At 73.6% G+C, this 16,248-nt stretch carries 12 protein-coding genes and 1 pseudogene; 7 read left to right on the plus strand and 6 right to left on the minus strand.

The window, feature by feature from the left end:
* Positions 1-9: 9 nt before the first annotated feature.
* Together AB0950_RS34530 and selA are read right to left on the minus strand one after the other, a co-directional pair.
* Positions 10-1,818: pseudogene (locus AB0950_RS34530) on the minus strand (SelB C-terminal domain-containing protein); the annotation flags it as partial.
* Positions 1,818-3,257, minus strand: a complete 1,440-nt coding sequence (gene selA, locus AB0950_RS34535; RefSeq protein ID WP_366780193.1) for an L-seryl-tRNA(Sec) selenium transferase — start codon at positions 3,255-3,257, stop codon at positions 1,818-1,820. The gene selA and the pseudogene AB0950_RS34530, both read right to left, overlap by 1 nt.
* Positions 3,258-3,388: 131 nt before the next feature.
* Between selA and AB0950_RS34540 the strand changes: the two genes are divergently transcribed.
* Positions 3,389-3,775, plus strand: a complete 387-nt coding sequence (locus AB0950_RS34540) for a hypothetical protein (RefSeq protein WP_360569962.1) — start codon at positions 3,389-3,391, stop codon at positions 3,773-3,775.
* Between the two features lie 286 nt (positions 3,776-4,061).
* Here AB0950_RS34540 and AB0950_RS34545 read toward each other — a convergent pair whose 3' ends face one another.
* The 4 genes from AB0950_RS34545 to AB0950_RS34560 all read right to left on the minus strand — a co-directional run bounded on the left by AB0950_RS34545 (position 4,062) and on the right by AB0950_RS34560 (position 8,723).
* Positions 4,062-5,093 carry an MASE1 domain-containing protein gene (locus tag AB0950_RS34545; RefSeq protein WP_360569964.1) on the minus strand — a complete coding sequence of 344 codons (1,032 nt, stop codon included), beginning with the start codon at positions 5,091-5,093 and terminating at the stop codon, positions 4,062-4,064.
* Between the two features lie 1,030 nt (positions 5,094-6,123).
* Positions 6,124-6,987 (minus strand): PP2C family protein-serine/threonine phosphatase, encoded by an 864-nt coding sequence (locus tag AB0950_RS34550; RefSeq protein ID WP_360151083.1) that lies wholly within the window; start codon positions 6,985-6,987, stop codon positions 6,124-6,126.
* A 119-nt stretch (positions 6,988-7,106) separates the two neighbouring features.
* Positions 7,107-7,427 carry a hypothetical protein gene (locus AB0950_RS34555; RefSeq protein ID WP_360151080.1) on the minus strand — a complete coding sequence of 107 codons (321 nt, stop codon included), beginning with the start codon at positions 7,425-7,427 and terminating at the stop codon, positions 7,107-7,109.
* Positions 7,428-7,514: 87 nt separating this feature from the next.
* Positions 7,515-8,723 (minus strand): hypothetical protein, encoded by a 1,209-nt coding sequence (locus tag AB0950_RS34560; protein WP_360569968.1) that lies wholly within the window; start codon positions 8,721-8,723, stop codon positions 7,515-7,517.
* Positions 8,724-8,907: 184 nt separating this feature from the next.
* Between AB0950_RS34560 and AB0950_RS34565 the strand changes: the two genes are divergently transcribed.
* The 6 genes from AB0950_RS34565 (at position 8,908) to AB0950_RS34590 (ending at position 16,245) form a co-directional block, all read left to right on the plus strand.
* Positions 8,908-10,353, plus strand: coding sequence for a glyceraldehyde-3-phosphate dehydrogenase (locus AB0950_RS34565; RefSeq protein ID WP_360569970.1), 1,446 nt, complete (start codon positions 8,908-8,910; stop codon positions 10,351-10,353).
* Positions 10,354-10,506: 153 nt separating this feature from the next.
* Positions 10,507-12,033 (plus strand): alpha-L-arabinofuranosidase C-terminal domain-containing protein, encoded by a 1,527-nt coding sequence (locus AB0950_RS34570; RefSeq protein WP_366780194.1) that lies wholly within the window; start codon positions 10,507-10,509, stop codon positions 12,031-12,033.
* A gap of 12 nt (positions 12,034-12,045) precedes the next feature.
* Entirely contained in the window at positions 12,046-13,374 is a 1,329-nt protein-coding gene (locus tag AB0950_RS34575) for a glycoside hydrolase family 27 protein (RefSeq protein ID WP_366780195.1), read from the plus strand.
* 2 nt (positions 13,375-13,376) lie between these two features.
* The gene (locus AB0950_RS34580) at positions 13,377-14,384 is read left to right on the plus strand and encodes a LacI family DNA-binding transcriptional regulator (RefSeq protein WP_366780196.1); all 1,008 of its coding nucleotides are present in this window, start codon (positions 13,377-13,379) and stop codon (positions 14,382-14,384) included.
* 101 nt (positions 14,385-14,485) lie between these two features.
* Positions 14,486-15,055, plus strand: a complete 570-nt coding sequence (locus tag AB0950_RS34585; protein ID WP_360569976.1) for a TetR/AcrR family transcriptional regulator — start codon at positions 14,486-14,488, stop codon at positions 15,053-15,055.
* Positions 15,056-15,078: 23 nt separating this feature from the next.
* On the plus strand, positions 15,079-16,245 hold the full coding sequence (locus AB0950_RS34590) for a GDSL-type esterase/lipase family protein (RefSeq protein ID WP_360151059.1): 1,167 nt from the start codon (positions 15,079-15,081) through the stop codon (positions 16,243-16,245).
* Positions 16,246-16,248 lie beyond the last annotated feature (3 nt).

A 16,248-nucleotide genomic window follows, 5' to 3' on the forward strand; every position in this document is an offset into this window, starting at 1 on the left:
GCGCTGGTCGTCGACGCGCTCGGTGTGTCCCCGGGCGTCCAGGAACTCCAGCAGCGGTACGGCGACCCGGCGGGTGGTGTCGAGCGCCTTGCGTGCCTCGCTGAGCGTGAACGGCTGGGGCAGGGTGCGCAGCACGGCGGCGGCCTGGGCGTCGGCGCCGGGCAGCAGCACGATCCCGTCGGCGATCCGCAGCAGCGCCCCGGCCGTGACGGCGGCGGCCAACGCCCGGCGATCCAGGCCCAGTTCGGCGAGCCGCCCGGCCTCGGGGGCGCGGAAGGGGGCGTGGGCGAGGTCGCGGCGCACGGCGTCCACGGCGGCGCGCACGGGCGGGGGCAGGTCGGGCCGGAGGCTGTCGGCGTGGTACAGCCGGCCCTGGCGGGCACGGAGTCGGGGTGTGGCCTCCGCGAGCGCGTCGACCAGGGCGCGGTCGGGCAGGCCGAGCAGACGGCGGGCCGCCTCGGTGGGCAGGCCGGGCTCCAGCGGGTGGGCGCGGGCGTGCCGGCCGGCCTCGGCGGCCAGCCGCTCCTTCAGGGTGTTCCAGTACGCCGCGTCGGCCAGCCAGTCCCCGGCGACGGGACCCACGGGGACGCCCTTCTCCGCTCCTTCCGTGGGGGTGGTGCGCGCCGGGTCCCCGGCCTCGGAAGCGGCAGGCGGCGGGACGCCCATGGCCCGCAGCTCCGCGCGCCGGATGAGCCTGCGGCGGCGGAGTTCGGCGGTGGCGTCGGGACGGCCGGTCATCCCGGCGAGTTCGGCGGCGCGGGCCCGGCCGGCGCCGCGCCGGGTCAGCCGGGGCGGCCGTACGTCGAGGACGGTCACGCCGCAGGGCATGCGGCCGCCGCCCGGTTCGCGCAGCACGGCCCGGTCGCCGACCCGCAGGGGCAGGGCGCGGGCGAGGGTGAGCCGGGCGGTGTCCTCGCCGAGCGGACGGACGGTCACGGGGACGGCGGCGGTGCCGATGTGCAGGGTGACACAGCGGGGCAGGCCGGCTACCCGCTCCCCGGTGACCCGCACGTCGATCACCTCGCTGCCCAGCCAGCGGTCCGGGGTCAGCAGCACCTGGCCGCGGCGCAGGCCGTCGTCGCCGGGGCCGTGCACGTTGACCGCCACGCGGGCCACCCCGCTCACCGCCGTCCGGTCCTGGTGCAGGCTCTGCAGTCCGCGCACCCGGAGCACGGCCGAGCCGTCGCCGGTGACCAGCCGGTCGCCGACCCGCAGGGTGCCCGCGCCGAGGGTGCCGGTCACCACGGTGCCGTGCCCCCGCACGGTGAAGGCCCGGTCGAGCCACAGCCGTACGTCGGCGTCGGGGTCCGGGTCGGTCAACTCGCCCGCCAGCCGGGCCAGTTCGCCGCGCAGCTCGTCGAGTCCCGCCCCGGTGACCGCGCTCACGGCGACCGCGGGCGCCTTGCCGAGGCTCGTGCGGGCCAGCCGCTCCACGGCGTCGGCGCGGACGGGTCCGGGGTCGGCGAGGTCGCTGCGGGTCACCGCGAGGACGGCGTGCCGGACGCCGAGCGCGTCGAGGACCGCCAGGTGCTCCTCGGACTGCTGCTGCCAGCCCTGGTCGGCGGCGACCACGAACAGCACGGCGGGCACCGGTCCGACGCCGGCCAGCATGGTGGGCACGAAGCGTTCGTGGCCGGGCACGTCGACGAAGGCCAGGTGGTCCCCGTCCGGGCCGAGCCGCGTCCACACGAAGCCCAGGTCGAGGGTGAGTCCCCGGCGGCGTTCCTCCTCGTACCGGTCGGGCTCCATGCCGGTGAGGGCGCGGACCAGGGCGGACTTGCCGTGGTCGACGTGGCCGGCGGTGGCGAGCACCCGCATCACGCCCGCCCTCCCCCGGCCGGCCGGGCGCAGCGCACGGCGTCGGCCAGCCGTTCGTCGTCGCCCTCGGGCATCGCGCGCAGATCCAGCAGGCAGCGGCCCGCCTCCAGCCGTCCCACCACGGGGACCGGGCCGGTGCGCAGCGCGGCGGCGTACGCCTCGGGCAGGGAGAGCGCCGCACTGGGCAGCGTCACGCCGGGGGCGCCTCCGCCGCCGACCGTGGCGGTGGAGTCGACGGCCCGTACGTCGACGCCGTCGGCGGCGAGAGCGCCGGCGAGCCGGTCGGCGCGCTCGCGCAGGCGGGCCGGGTCGGCGGTGAGGGCGCGGGCGGTCGGGGTGGGCGGGCCGGTGAGGGTGGCCTCCAGGGCGGCCAGGGTCAGCTTGTCGACGCGCAGGGCGCGGGCCAGCGGGTGCCGGGCGAGACAACGCACCAGGTCCCGCTGGCCGAGCAGCAGCCCGCACTGGGGGCCGCCGAGCAGCTTGTCGCCGCTCGCGGTGACGAGCGAGGCGCCGGCCAGCAGCTGGGTCTCGGCGTCGGGTTCCTCGGGCAGCGCCGGGTGCGGGGCGAGCAGCCCAGAGCCGATGTCGACGACGACGGGCACACCGAGACCGGTGAGTTCGGCGGTCTCGGCGGACCGGGTGAAGCCGGTGATACGGAAGTTGGACGGATGCACCTTGAGCACGAACCCGGTGTCCGGGCCGATCGCGGCGGCGTAGTCGGCGGGGGTCGTGCGGTTGGTCGTACCGACCTCGCGCAGCCGGGCGCCGGTGGAGACCAGCAGGTCGGGCAGGCGGAAGCCGTCGCCGATCTCCACCATCTCGCCCCGGCTGACGACGATCTCCCGGCCGGCCGCGAGGGCGGTGGCGGCGAGCGCGAGGGCGGCGGCGCCGTTGTTGACGACGTGCGCGGCCCCCGCCGACGGGACGCACTCGGTCAGAGCGGCGAGGGCGGAGCGGCCCCGGCGGGCGCGCACGCCGGTCGCCAGGTCCAGTTCGACGTCCGTGGGCCCCGCGGCCTCCTGGACGGCCTGCCGGGCGGCCGCCGACAGCGGGGCCCGGCCGAGGTTGGTGTGCAGCAGCACCCCGGTGGCGTTGATCACCGGCCGCAGTCCGCTCGCGGTGCCGGGCAGCAGCGCGACGGCCGTCTCCGGCACCTGCTCGGGCCGGATGCCGCCCTCCCGGGCCCGCTGCTGCGCCTCGCGCACGGCGGCCTTCACCACACCGGCGCCGAGCCGCTCCACCGCCGCGGACAGCCGGGGGTCACTCAGCAGGCGGTCGGTGCGCGGAATACGGCGGCGGGCATCGGCGCCGCCTGGCGAGGGCGGGCCGTTCTCGGGCAGCCGTACGACGCCGTCCGACGCTCCCGCGACCGTGCCGCCGGGCCGTTCTTGGCGGTGGGCGCGGGGCCGGTCCGCCGCGCCCGTCGTCCGCTGGTCCATGCCGCGTCCGCTCCTCCGGTCCCGCCCGTGCCCTTCCGGGCTGAGCCCATCGTCTCCCAGTGCCCCGGACCGGCCGTCCGACACGCCGGGACGTTGGTGACGGCGGGCACGGCCCGGGTACTCGGCGCCGCATGAACGACAGGGACCGACAGCACGACGACGGCCGTACGCACGGCCAGGAGCACGGACGGCGCAGCGAGAGCACGCCGGCCGCCGAGCAGGCCGCACGCCGGCAGCGCGAGAGCGACCGCGAGCGGGCCTCCGCCGAGCCGTTCGACTACCCGTACCCGGAGCGCCGGGCGGGGGTCCGGGCGCGGCGCCATGTGAGCGAGGCGCAGGCCGCCGCGGACATGCCGCCGGGCATCCCGGGCGGCTACGGCACCACCGGCGGCGGTCAGCCCGGCGGCACCGGCGCCGCACACCCGCCGACGCCTACGCCACGGGACACCGGGTCACGCAAAGGATCCGCGGAGCCGGGCAGCGAGGACGAGGGACCGGTGAACCGCTCCGGCCGGTGAGGCGGGACGGTTACGGCTGCCGGACGACGCCGGACCAGCTACGGGGGCGGCTGCCCGGTGATGCTGGACCGGCTAGAGGGCTGCCCAGTGCTGCTGGACGGCCATGGGGGCCTGCTCCGTGGCACCGGACCGGCCAGGGGGGTCTGCTCCGTGGTGCCGGACAGGCCACGGAGGGCTGCCCCGTGGCACCGGACCGGCCACGGAGGGCTGCCCCGTGGGGCGGACCGGCTATGGGGCTGCCCAGTGGGGCGGACCGGCTACGGGGCTGCCGGCGGTGCTGGCCCGGCTAGGGGGATCTGCCAGGTGAGAGCGGGCCCGGTCCGCCGTCGGTGCCGTCGATGTGTCCAGTCTCCGGCTGGGCGCGGGGTGGTGGGGCCTCGCCGGCGGTGAGGTGTTCCAGGACCTCGACCAGTTCCTGGCACGCCTTTGCCACCGAGCGCCGGGTGTTGTGCTGCTCGGTGATCAGGGCGGACAGCAGGAGCGTGGTCAGGGCCATCGCGCCGTTGAACGCCTGGAGCTTCGCCATGACCTCGATCCGGCTCAGGCCGACGAAGGCCCCGGCGCCGTCCGTCGCCGCGATCGTCGCCAGCACGGAGGTCGCCAGCGCGCACAGCACACTGCCGACGAGCTGGAACCGCAGGGCGGCCCAGATGATCAGCGGGTAGACGAGGAAGAGCACGCTGACTGTGCTGTAGACGGCCACCGGAACGATTCCGCAGGTGACGAGGGCCAGTGCGGTCGCCTCCTTCCAGCGGGCCAGGGAGGGCGGCCAGCGCGCGTTGTGCAGTAACAGCAGCAGGGGGGTGATGAGCAGCACGCCCATGGCGTCGCCCACCCACCAGGCCAGCCAGGCGGGCCAGAAGCTGTGCGCGTTCAACCTGTGCATGAGGACGAGGAGGCCGGCGCCGGTGGTCGCACTGATCAGCATGGCGGGCAGAGCGCCCAGGAACACCAGGGCGATGCCGTCCCGCAGCCGGCTCAGGTCGGTGCGGAAGCGGGCCCGGCGCAGCAGGAGCGCCGCGCACACGGGTGCGAGGGTCTGACCGGCGAGGGTGCCGAGCACGTCGATGCGGGGGGTGCCGATGGCCAGCACGGCGAAGAAGGCGCCGATGGTGATGCCGGGCCAGCAGCGGAGGCCGAGGATCAGCAGGGCGGCGACGGCGACGCCGGTCGGGGGCCAGATGGGGCTGACGACCGCGCCCTCCACAGAGAGTTCGCGCAGGAGTCCCAGCCGGGCCGAGCCGTAGTAGCAGGCCGCGACGGCCAGTACCTGGACGGCGGAGCCGCCCGGCCGGCGCAGATCGTCGTTACCCACCACAGCAGCCATCTCACACCGAAGGCCCCGGCTCGGCGAGGCGAGACCCGGCGCGGCCAGCCCTATGGCTGAATTCCGGGACTCTTTGCTCGCGGACGCCGCGGAGCCCCTTCCCGCATCCGGCCCGGCCCGTCACACGGGGCCTGCCGTGCGTGACCGGCCCCGTCAATTGCGACCTGCGAGCGGATCGGGCCGGTCAGGACCTGCCAGGCGGACCGAGCCCGTCACACGCGGCCTGCCAGGCGCACGGGCCCCATCAATCGGGACCTGCCTAGCGGACCGGGCCGGACAGGACCTGCCGAGCGGACCGGGCCCGTCACACCCGACCTACCGGGCGGACCAGGCCGGTCAGAACCTGCCGACCGGACTGGACCGGTCACACACGGCCTGCAGACCGGACCGGGCCGTGACACGCGGCCTGCCGAGCGCACTGGGCCCGTCACACGGGACGTGCCCGGGCGGACCAGGCCGGTCAAGACCTGCCGACCGGACGGACTCCGTCACACGCGGCATGGCGGCCGGACCGGGCCAGTCAGGACCTGCCGACCGGATCGGACCGGACCGGTCACACACGGCCTGCAGATCGGACCGGGCCGTGACACGCGGCCTGCCGAGCGCACCGGGCCCGTCACACCCGACCTACCGGGCGGACCAGGCCGGTTAAGACCTGCCGCCCGACGGGCTCCGTCACACGCAGCCCGCCGACCAGACCGGGCCAGTCAGGACCTGCCGACCGGATCGGACCGGACCGGTCACACACGGCCTGCAGATCGGACCGGGCCGTGACACGCGGCCTGCCGAGCGCACCGGGCCCGTCACACCCGACCTACCGGGCGGACCAGGCCGGTTAAGACCTGCCGAGCGCACCGAGCCCGTCACACGGGACCTACCGAGCGGACCAAGCCGGTCAAGACCTGCCGGCCGGACCGGGCCCGTCAGGACCGGACCTGGCGGGCGAACCGAGCCCGTCACACGCGGCATGGCGGCCGGACCGGGCTCCGCCACACGCGGCCCGCCGACCGGACCGGCCTCGTCACACGCGGCCCGCCGACCGGTCCGGCCCCGTCGCATGGTGCCTGCCGGGGCCGTCCAGGCCCACGACCAGGACGGCCGCGTCGTCGTCGTGGCCGACGCCCTCGGCGCCCTTCATCACGGCGGCGGCCAGCGCGGGGGCCGCGAGGCCGGCGACGGCGGCGATGCCGGCGAGGCTCACCACCTGCTCCAGGCCGTCGTCGATGTCCAGCGAGGGGCCCTCCACCACGCCGTCGGTGACCAGGACGAAGTGGCCGCCCGTGGTGAGCCGGTGTCTGCTCACCGGGAACTCCATGCACGAGTCGATGCCGAGCGGCGGCCCGCCCTCGTCGTCGGCGACGCCGGCCCTGCCGTCCGCCGTGGCCCACACGAACGGGATGTGGCCCGCCCGTGCGCTCTCCAGCACCCCGGTGGCCGGGTCGAGGCGCATGAAGGTGCAGGTGGCGAACAGGTCGGTGCCCAGGGACAGCAGCAGGTCGTTGGTGCGGGACAGCAGTTCGCCGGGATCGCCGGTCACGGAGGCGAGGGCGCGCAGTCCGGCCCGCACCTGGCCCATGAACGCGGTGGCCTCGATGTTGTGCCCCTGGACGTCGCCGATGGCCAGCCCGATCCGCCCGTCGGGCAGGGTGAACGCGTCGTACCAGTCGCCGCCCACGTTGAGGCCGAGGTTGGCCGGTGTGTAGCGGACCGCGATGTGCAGTCCGGGCGCCGCGGGCAGGTCCCGCGGGAGCATGCCGCGCTGGAGGGCGATGGCCAGCTCCACCTGGCTGCGCTGCAGTTCCGCGCGCTCCCGTGCCTGGGCGGTGAGCGAGCCGAGTCTGGCCAGCAGCTCGTCGCCTTCGTCCGTGGAGCGCTTGCGGGGCATCGATCACTTCCGGCGAGGCGGTGGCCCTCGACGACGGCCGCCTGACATTTCGGCAAACGCCTAAATTTTACCTGTACCCGGACATCTCGCCCCGCGGACGGCCGTGGTACGGCTCCCGGTCAGCGCACCTCGGAGTCGATCCCGGTGATCACGGCGGGACCGAGCGCCGCGCTCCGCTCGTCCAGCCCCGCGTCCCGGAGCGCGGCGTCGGCGACCCGGCGGGCCTCCTCCTCGGCGTGCCGGCCGGTGTCCGCCTCGACGGTGAGACGGAGCGTGAAGGTGTTGTCCTCGTTGACGCTGAGCACGTCCAGGCCCTGGGCGTTGCCCATCCGGGTCCCGTGAGGGTCGGACGGGCCGAGCGTGCCTGCCAGGCGGGCACGGGTGTCCGTCCCGATGTCCGCGATGAAGGTACCGGGGACGCTGATCACGTACGTCGTCATGGCGATCCTTTCCTCGGGCGTCCCCCCGCCTACCCCGATTCACGGCGTTCGCACAACGCCGCCGTGGCATGACGCTCCGGTGCGGACTCACAGCGGGGAGTGGGCCACCACCGTCACGAAGGCGCCGAACAGCAGGGACACCACGGCGAGGCCGCCGTAGACGACCACGGCGTGGGCCGGCCGGACCCGCCAGGTGCGGGTCAGTGCCCGGGCCATGGGGATGAGGAGCGGGAAGGCGGGCAGCAGGAACCGCGGCTTGGAGGAGAAGGAGCCGGAGCCGCCGACCACGAGCAGGACCAGCACCCCGGCGAAGATCACCAGCGGCAGCGGGGCCCGCTCCAGGCACAGCAGCGCGAACAGCAGCACGCCCGCCGCGACGATCACCAGGGACATGGGGTAGACGGCGCCGCCCCCGTGCAGCAGCAGCGCCTTCACGAACCGCGCCGCGCCGACACCGAAGTCGAAGCGGGAGTCCCAGGCGCTCTGCACCTGGAAGTAGCCGCCGAGCAGGTCTCCGGTCTGGCTGCCCACCCACAGCACATAGGCGAGCCAGCCCAGCGGGGCGGTCACGGCGCCGGCCCACAGGCTCGCCGGGACCCGGCCGCGCCGCCGCAGCACCTCATGGGCGGCGGCGAGGGAGACCGCCACCGCGACCGCGAAGCCGCTCGGCCGGGAGAGACCGGCGAGGGCGGCCAGGACGCCGGCCCACAGCCAGCGGCCCTTGAGCACGCAGTACAGGGACCAGACGGCGAGGGCGGCGAACAGCGACTCGGTGTAGGCGATGGTCAGTTCGACGGAGTGCGGCAGCGCGGCCCACAGGGCGACCAGCGCGGTGGCGACCCCGCGCCCGTAGAGGTGGTGGCCGATGACGTACACGCCGTACGCCGCCACGCCCGCGGCGGCCCAGGCGATCAGCAGCGCGGCCTGGCCGGGGGTGAACGGCAGCACGGTGGTCAGCGCCCTGATCAGGCCCGGGTACAGCGGGAAGAACGCCCAGTCGCTCTGCACGGCGCCCTGCGGGGTGATCCAGATCTTGTGGCCGTAGCCCTGGGCGGCGATGTGCAGGTACCAGCGGGAGTCCCAGGAGTGGGCGAAGTTCCTGACGAGCCGGTGCCCTCTGGCGGCGTTGGTGAGGACCACCACGAGGACCCCGGCGAGCCGGACGGCCGCGAACAGGGCGAGGGCCGGGAGCGCCCCTTCGGGGATCCCGCGCCGGGCGATCCGTGACAGGGCCGGGGGACCGAGGGGACGGGACGGTGCGGCGGCGTCGGGCCGCGGTACGGAGGAGGTGCTCACTCTGTTGACCTTGGGCACGCCAGGTAAGACGTGCAATCCGCGACCCGGGTTTCTTACGCACTTCCACCCTGATTCAGGAATGGGTCAAGGAATGGGTGCATTTCCCTTACTCCGCCTCCCCCGGACGGAGCAGGTGAGGGGTGTGGTTACCATATGAGCGCTCCCTAGCTCGAAAGATGGATCCGTGACTGTCAACGACGACTCGTTCACCAACTGGAAGATCCGCGAGGAGATCGCGGAGGCGATGATCCCGCTCATCGGGAAGCTGCACCGCGAGCGGGACGTGACCGTCCTGCTGCACAGCCGCTCCCTGGTGAACAAGTCGGTGGTCAGCATCCTCAAGACCCACCGCTTCGCCCGTCAGATCGACGGCGCGGAACTGTCGGTCACGGAGACCATGCCGTTCCTCGAGGCCCTGACCACCCTCGACCTCGGGCCCTCCCAGATCGACCTCGGGATGCTGGCCACCACCTACAAGGCCGACGACCGCGGCCTGAGCGTGGCCGAGTTCACCGCCGAGGCGGTCGCCGGCGCCACCGGCGCCAACAAGATCGAGCGCCGCGAGCCCCGTGACGTCGTGCTGTACGGCTTCGGCCGCATCGGCCGGCTCGTCGCCCGGCTGCTGATCGAGAAGTCCGGCTCCGGCAACGGCCTGCGCCTGCGCGCCATCGTGGTGCGCGGCGGCGGCGCCCAGGACATCGTCAAGCGCGCCTCGCTGCTGCGCCGCGACTCCATCCACGGCCAGTTCCAGGGCACGATCACCGTGGACGAGGAGACCAGCACGATCGTCGCCAACGGCAACGCCGTCAAGGTGATCTACGCCGACGACCCGTCGCACGTGGACTACACCGAGTACGGCATCCGGGACGCCATCCTCATCGACAACACCGGCAAGTGGCGCGACCGCGAGGGCCTGTCGAAGCACCTGCGCCCCGGCATCGAGAAGGTCGTGCTGACCGCGCCGGGCAAGGGCGACGTCCCGAACATCGTGCACGGCGTCAACCACGACACCATCAAGCCGGACGAGCAGATCCTGTCCTGCGCCTCCTGCACCACCAACGCGATCGTGCCGCCGCTGAAGGCGATGGACGACGAGTACGGCGTGCTGCGCGGCCATGTGGAGACCGTCCACTCGTTCACCAACGACCAGAACCTGCTGGACAATTACCACAAGTCCGAGCGCCGCGGCCGCTCCGCGCCGCTCAACATGGTGATCACCGAGACCGGCGCCGCCTCCGCCGTCGCCAAGGCGCTGCCGGACCTCAAGGCGAAGATCAGCGGCAGCTCGATCCGCGTCCCCGTGCCGGACGTCTCCATCGCGATCCTCAACCTGCAGTTGGCCCGCGAGACCACCCGCGAGGAGGTCCACGACTACCTGCGCGAGGTGTCGCTGACCTCGCCGCTCAAGCGCCAGATCGACTTCATCACGGCGCCCGACGCGGTCTCCAGCGACTTCATCGGCTCCCGCCACGCCTCGATCGTGGACGCCGGCGCGCTCAAGGTCGACGGCGACAACGCGATCCTCTACCTCTGGTACGACAACGAGTTCGGCTACTCCTGCCAGGTCGTCCGGGTCGTCCAGCACGTGTCGGGCGTGGAGTACCCGACCTTCCCCACGACGTCGGTCTGATCCCCTTCACCGGCATGTGTACGGCCGCCGACCGGATCTCCGGTCGGCGGCCGTTCCGTTGAGACATGTGATGCACGGCCACCCACCCTTGACGGCCCCTCTCCCCGGTGCGACTTTTTATCGATACAAAGGATCTCGGATTGGAGTACCCCCGTGCCCACCGCCACCGCGATCATCAACCTCGACATCGAGGGGCCGAGGATCAGCCGCCATCTGTACGGGCACTTCGCCGAGCATCTCGGGCGGTGCGTCTACGGCGGGTTCTGGGTCGGCGAGGACTCCCCGATCCCGAACGAGGGCGGCATCCGCCGGGACGTCGTCGAGGCGCTGCGCGCCCTGGACATCCCCAACCTCCGCTGGCCGGGCGGCTGTTTCGCCGACGAGTACCACTGGAAGGACGGCATCGGGCCGCGCGAGCGGCGGCCCCGGATGGTCAACACCCACTGGGGCGACGTGGAGGAGAACAACCACTTCGGCACCCACGAGTTCATGGCGCTGTGCGAACTCCTCGGCGCGGAGCCGTACATCAGCGGCAACGTGGGCAGCGGCACCGTCCGGGAGATGAGCGAGTGGGTGGAGTACCTCACCCGGGCGGGCGACAGCCCGATGGTGCGGCTGCGCAGGGCCAACGGGCGCGAGGAGCCGTGGCGGGTGAGGTTCTGGGGCATCGGCAACGAGACCTGGGGCTGCGGCGGCAACATGCGCGCCGAGTACTTCGCCGACCTCGCCCGGCAGTACGCGACGTACTGCCGGGACCACGGTGACAACACGCTCTACCGGATCGCCTCGGGCGCCTCCGACGACGACTACAAGTGGACCGAGACGCTGATGCGGCAGATCAACTGCTTCGGCTGCGAGGCCGCTCCGCGCACCTACTACCAGGCCCTGTCCGTGCACTACTACACGCTGGCCGGGCCCTGGGACGCCAAGGGCAGCGCCACGGTCTTCGGCACCGAGGACTACTACCGCACGATGGTCTCGGCCCGGCGCGTCGACCGCATCCTCACCGGTCACTCCACCGTCATGGACTGCTACGACCCGAAGCGCACCGTCGGTCTGGTACTGGACGAGTGGGGCACCTGGTGGAACGTCGAGCCGGGGACGAACCCCGGGTTCCTGTTCCAGCAGAACACCCTGCGGGACGCACTCGTGGCCGGTGTCCACTTCGACGTCTTCCACCGGCACGCGGCCCGGCTGGTCATGGCCAACATCGCGCAGACCGTCAACGTCCTGCAGGCCATGGTCCTCACGGACGGGGACGCCCTGGTGCTGACCCCGACGTACCACGTCTTCGAGATGAACAAGGGCCACCAGGACGCCACGTCGCTCCCCGTCCACCTGCGCGCGGACGACGCCCGGCGCACGGTCGGGGACGCGGAGCTGGAGACCGTGTCCGTCTCGGCCAGCGTGAAGGACGGGACGCTGCTCGTGTCGCTGAGCAACCTGGACGCCGAGGAGCCCGCCGAGGTGAGCCTGGACCTGCGCGGCGGCCGGGTGGGCGAGGCGCGGGCCCGTATCCTCACGGCGGACAGGCTGCAGGCGCACAACACCCCGGAAACGCCCCGGGCGGTGGCGCCGCGCACCTTCGACGGCCTCTCCATGACGGACCGGGGGCCGGTGCTGACCCTGCCTCCGCACTCCTTCGTGACCGTCCAGGCGCCCGTGGCCCTGGCCAGCTGAGAGGCCGCGAGCATGAACCGACCCCTTCCCGGCCGGCGGCTGCGGCCTCCGATGGGCTGGAACAGCTGGGACTGCTACGGCACGACCGTCACCGAGGACGAGGTCCTCGCCAACGCGCACTTCATGGCCGGCCATCTGCTCCCCCACGGCTGGGACACGGTCGTGGTGGACATCCAGTGGTACGAGCCCACGGCCCGCGCCCACGGCTACAACACGGACGCGCCGCTGGTCCTGGACGGGTACGGCCGCCAGCTCCCGGCGCCCAACCGGTTCCCCTCCGCCACCGACGGGGCCGGTTTCGCCCCGCTGGCCCGGCGGGTCCACGACCTCGGGCTGCGCTTCGGGCTGCACATCATGCGCGGCATCCCGCGCCGGGCCGTCGCCGCCCGACTGCCCGTGCACGGAACGGAGTTCACGGCCGACGAGATCGCCGACACCGGCTCGGTGTGCCCCTGGAACCCCGACAACTACGGCCTGGACCACGGCCATCCGGGCGCGCAGGCCTACTACGACTCCCAGGTCGCGCAGTTCGCCGACTGGGGCGTGGACTTCGTCAAGGCCGACGACATGCTCTTCCCCTACCACGAACGGGAGATCGCCGCCTACGCGCGGGCGATCGAGCGCAGCGGCCGGCCGATCGAGCTGAGCCTGTCCCCCGGCACCGACGTCTCCCTCGCCCGGCTGGACCACCTGCGCGAGCACGCCACGATGTGGCGGGTCTGCGACGACCTGTGGGACCGCTGGGAGGACGTGGCGGCCCAGTTCGCCCGGATGGCCCGCTGGGCCCCCTGGCAGGGCGAGGGCGGCTGGGCGGACGCCGACATGCTGCCGCTCGGCCGCATCGGCATCCGCGCCGAACGCGGCGAGGACCGGCTGTCCCGGCTCACCCGGCCCGAGCAGATCAGCCTGGTCACCCTGTGGCTGATCTCCCGGTCTCCCCTGATGATGGGCGGCGACCTGCCCACCAGCCCGCCGGAGACGGTCGAACTGCTCACCAACGACGAGGCGTTGGCGGTCCTGTGGCACAGCACCGGCAACCGCGAGGTGCTGCGCGAGGGCGACCTGGTGCTGTGGACCGCCCACGACACCGACGGCCGTACCCGCTACGCCGCCGTGTTCTCACTCGCCGGCTCTCCCCGCCGGTACGAGGTGCCGCTCGGCTCGATCGGCGCCCGCCCGGCCGACCGTGTCCGGGAGCTGTGGACCCGTACCGGCGTGGCGCACGACGGCCGGCGCCTGGTGGCCGACCTGCCCGCCCATGGCGCCGCGCTCTATCGTCTCGCGGAGGACGGCGTGCGGCTTTCCGGACAGGACACCGCGCAGGACACCGGGCAGGAGTGAGCGTGGCGACAATCCAGGACGTGGCGCGGGCGGCCGGAGTGTCGGCGATGACCGTCTCCAACGTCATCAACGACCACCCCCATGTGCGGCCCGCTACCCGCGAGCGCGTCCTGGCGGCGATGGCCCGCCTCGACTACCGGGTCAATGTCGCGGCCCGCAACCTCCGCAAGGGCCGCACCGGCACCATCGGGCTCGCCGTCCCGGAGGTGAACCGCCCGTACTACGGCCGGCTCGCGGAGGCCATCATCGCGGCCGCGGACCGGCACGGGCTGCGGGTGGGCATCGAGCAGACCGGCGCCCGCCGGGAGAACGAGCTGGCGGCGCTGTCCCAGTCGCGCAACCGGCTGTACGACGGGCTGATCCTGAGCACCGTCGGCATGGGCCCGGCCGATGCCGAGGCGCTCGAGGTGGACCGCCCGGTGGTGATCCTCGGCGAGCGGATCTTCGGCGGGCCCGTGGATCACGTGGCCATGCCCAACGTCGAGGCGTCGGCGGCCGGCACCGGGCATCTGATCGAGCGGGGCTGCCGGCGCGTGGCCGTCGTCTGCGGGGAGCTGCGCGACGAGGTCGACGTGTCGAGCCTGCGGCACACCGGGTACCGGCGGGCGCTGGCCGCCGCCGCTCTGCCCGAGGACCCGGAGCTGGTGCGCTGCCTGCCGGCGCTCACCATGGAAGCGGGCGCGCGTGAGGCGCGGGCGATGGCGGCGGGCGGGCTGGACTTCGACGGCGTGTTCTGTGTGACGGACACGGTGGCGATGGGCGTGCTGCGCGGCCTGGCGGACGCGGGGGTGCGGGTGCCCGAGCAGGTCAAGGTGATCGGTTTCGACAACGTCGACGAGAGCGCGTTCCTCGTCCCGTCGCTGTCCACGGTGGATCCGGATCACGATCTGATGGCCGAGCGGGCCGTCGCCCTGCTCGTCGCCCGGCTGGGCAGCGCGGGCCGGCCGGCGGACCGGGAGGAGTTCGTCGGCCCGTTCTCCCTGGTGATCCGCGAGTCGACGGGCGGCTGAGCCTTCCTCCAGTCGGCGAGCGCTCTTCCTTCGCCACTCCCTCATTTGCCTAAAAGCTTTAGGAAGTTTCATACTCGCCTATGGCAGAGGAGGGAAACGTGATGGTGCGTGCAGGCCTGACCACCGAGCGCCTCGTGCGTGCGGGCGCGGAACTCGCCGACGAGGTCGGCTTCGACCAGGTGACCGTGTCGGCGCTGGCCCGGCGGTTCGACGTCAAGGTGGCGAGTCTGTACTCGCACCTGAAGAACTCCCAGGACCTGAAGACCCGGATCGCGCTGCTGGCGCTGGAGGAGATGGCCGACCGCGCCGCCGACGCGCTCGCCGGCCGGGCCGGCAAGGACGCCCTGGCCGCCTTCGCCGACGTGTACCGCGACTACGCCCGACGGCACCCAGGCCGCTACGCGGCGGCCCGGTACCCGCTGGACCCGGAGACGGCCGCCGCGAGCGCCGGCCCCCGGCACTCCCAGCTGACCCGGGCGATCCTGCGCGGCTACGACCTGGCCGAACCCGACCAGACACACGCCGTCCGGCTCCTCGGCAGCGTCTTCCACGGCTACGTCAGCCTGGAGTCGGCCGGCGGATTCAGCCACAGCGCCCCCGACTCCCAGGAGTCCTGGACCCGGATCCTGGACGCCCTCGACTCCCTGCTGCGCAACTGGCCCACCCCCTGAACCCCCGAAGCAGGCCGAACACCATGCACACCATCCCGCTCACCCCCGACCTCCTGCGCGGCGCCCTCGAATGGGAACGCACCGCCCACGGACTGCTGCCGCACCGGCTGCCGGCCCGCGCCCGCGCGCAGTGCGCCGATCCGCAGCTGGCCATGGTGGAGTCCCAGCCCTCCGGCGTACGGCTGGTGCTGCGCACCCGCGCCACCGCGATCGAGCTGGACACCCTGCCGACCAAGCGCGTCTACGCCGGCGCGCCGCCCCGCCCGGACGGGGTGTACGACCTGCTCGTCGACGGGCGGCCGGCGGGCAGCGGCAGCGTCGCCGGCGGCAACACGCTCACCATCGACATGACGACCGGCAGCGTCGAGCACCGGCCGGGCGAGCCCGGCACCGTGCGGTTCTCCGGGCTGCCCGACACCCTGAAGGTCGTGGAGATCTGGCTGCCGCACAACGAGACGACCGAGCTGATCGCCCTGCGCGCCGACGCGCCCGTCGCAGCGGTGCCGGACCGGGGGCTCAAGGTCTGGCTGCACCACGGCAGTTCCATCAGCCACGGCTCGGACGCCGCGAGCCCCACCACCACCTGGCCCGCCCTCGCCGCGTCCCTCGGCGGGGTGGAACTGATCAATCTGGGGCTGGGCGGCAGCGCCCTGCTCGACCCGTTCACCGCGCGCACGCTGCGCGACACCCCGGCCGACCTGATCAGCCTCAAGCTCGGCATCAACGTGGTCAACGCCGACCTGATGCGGCTGCGCGCGTTCGGCCCCGCCGTCCACGGCTTCCTCGACACCATCCGCGACGGGCACCCCGACACGCCGCTGCTCGTCGTGTCGCCGATCCTGTGCCCCGCCCATGAGGACACGCCGGGCCCCAGCCTCCCGGACTTCTCCGCCGTGAGCGAGGGCCGGCTGCGGTTCGTGGCCGCCGGGGACCCGGCGGAGCGGGCGAGCGGGAAACTCACCCTGGCGGTCATCCGCGAGGAGCTGGACCGGATCGTGCGCGAGCGCTCGGCCGAGGACCCGCACCTGCACTACCTCGACGGCCGTGAGCTGTACGGCGAGGCCGACTTCGGCGAGCTGCCGCTGCCCGACGGCCTGCACCCGGACGCCGCCGCGCACCGCCGCATGGGCGAACGGTTCGCGGCGCTGGCGTTCGGTCCGGGCGGCGCCTTCGCGGACGGCGCCGCCTGACCC

Origin of the sequence: Streptomyces sp. NPDC007189 (assembly GCF_040703635.1) — a bacterium.
GTDB lineage: Bacteria > Actinomycetota > Actinomycetes > Streptomycetales > Streptomycetaceae > Streptomyces.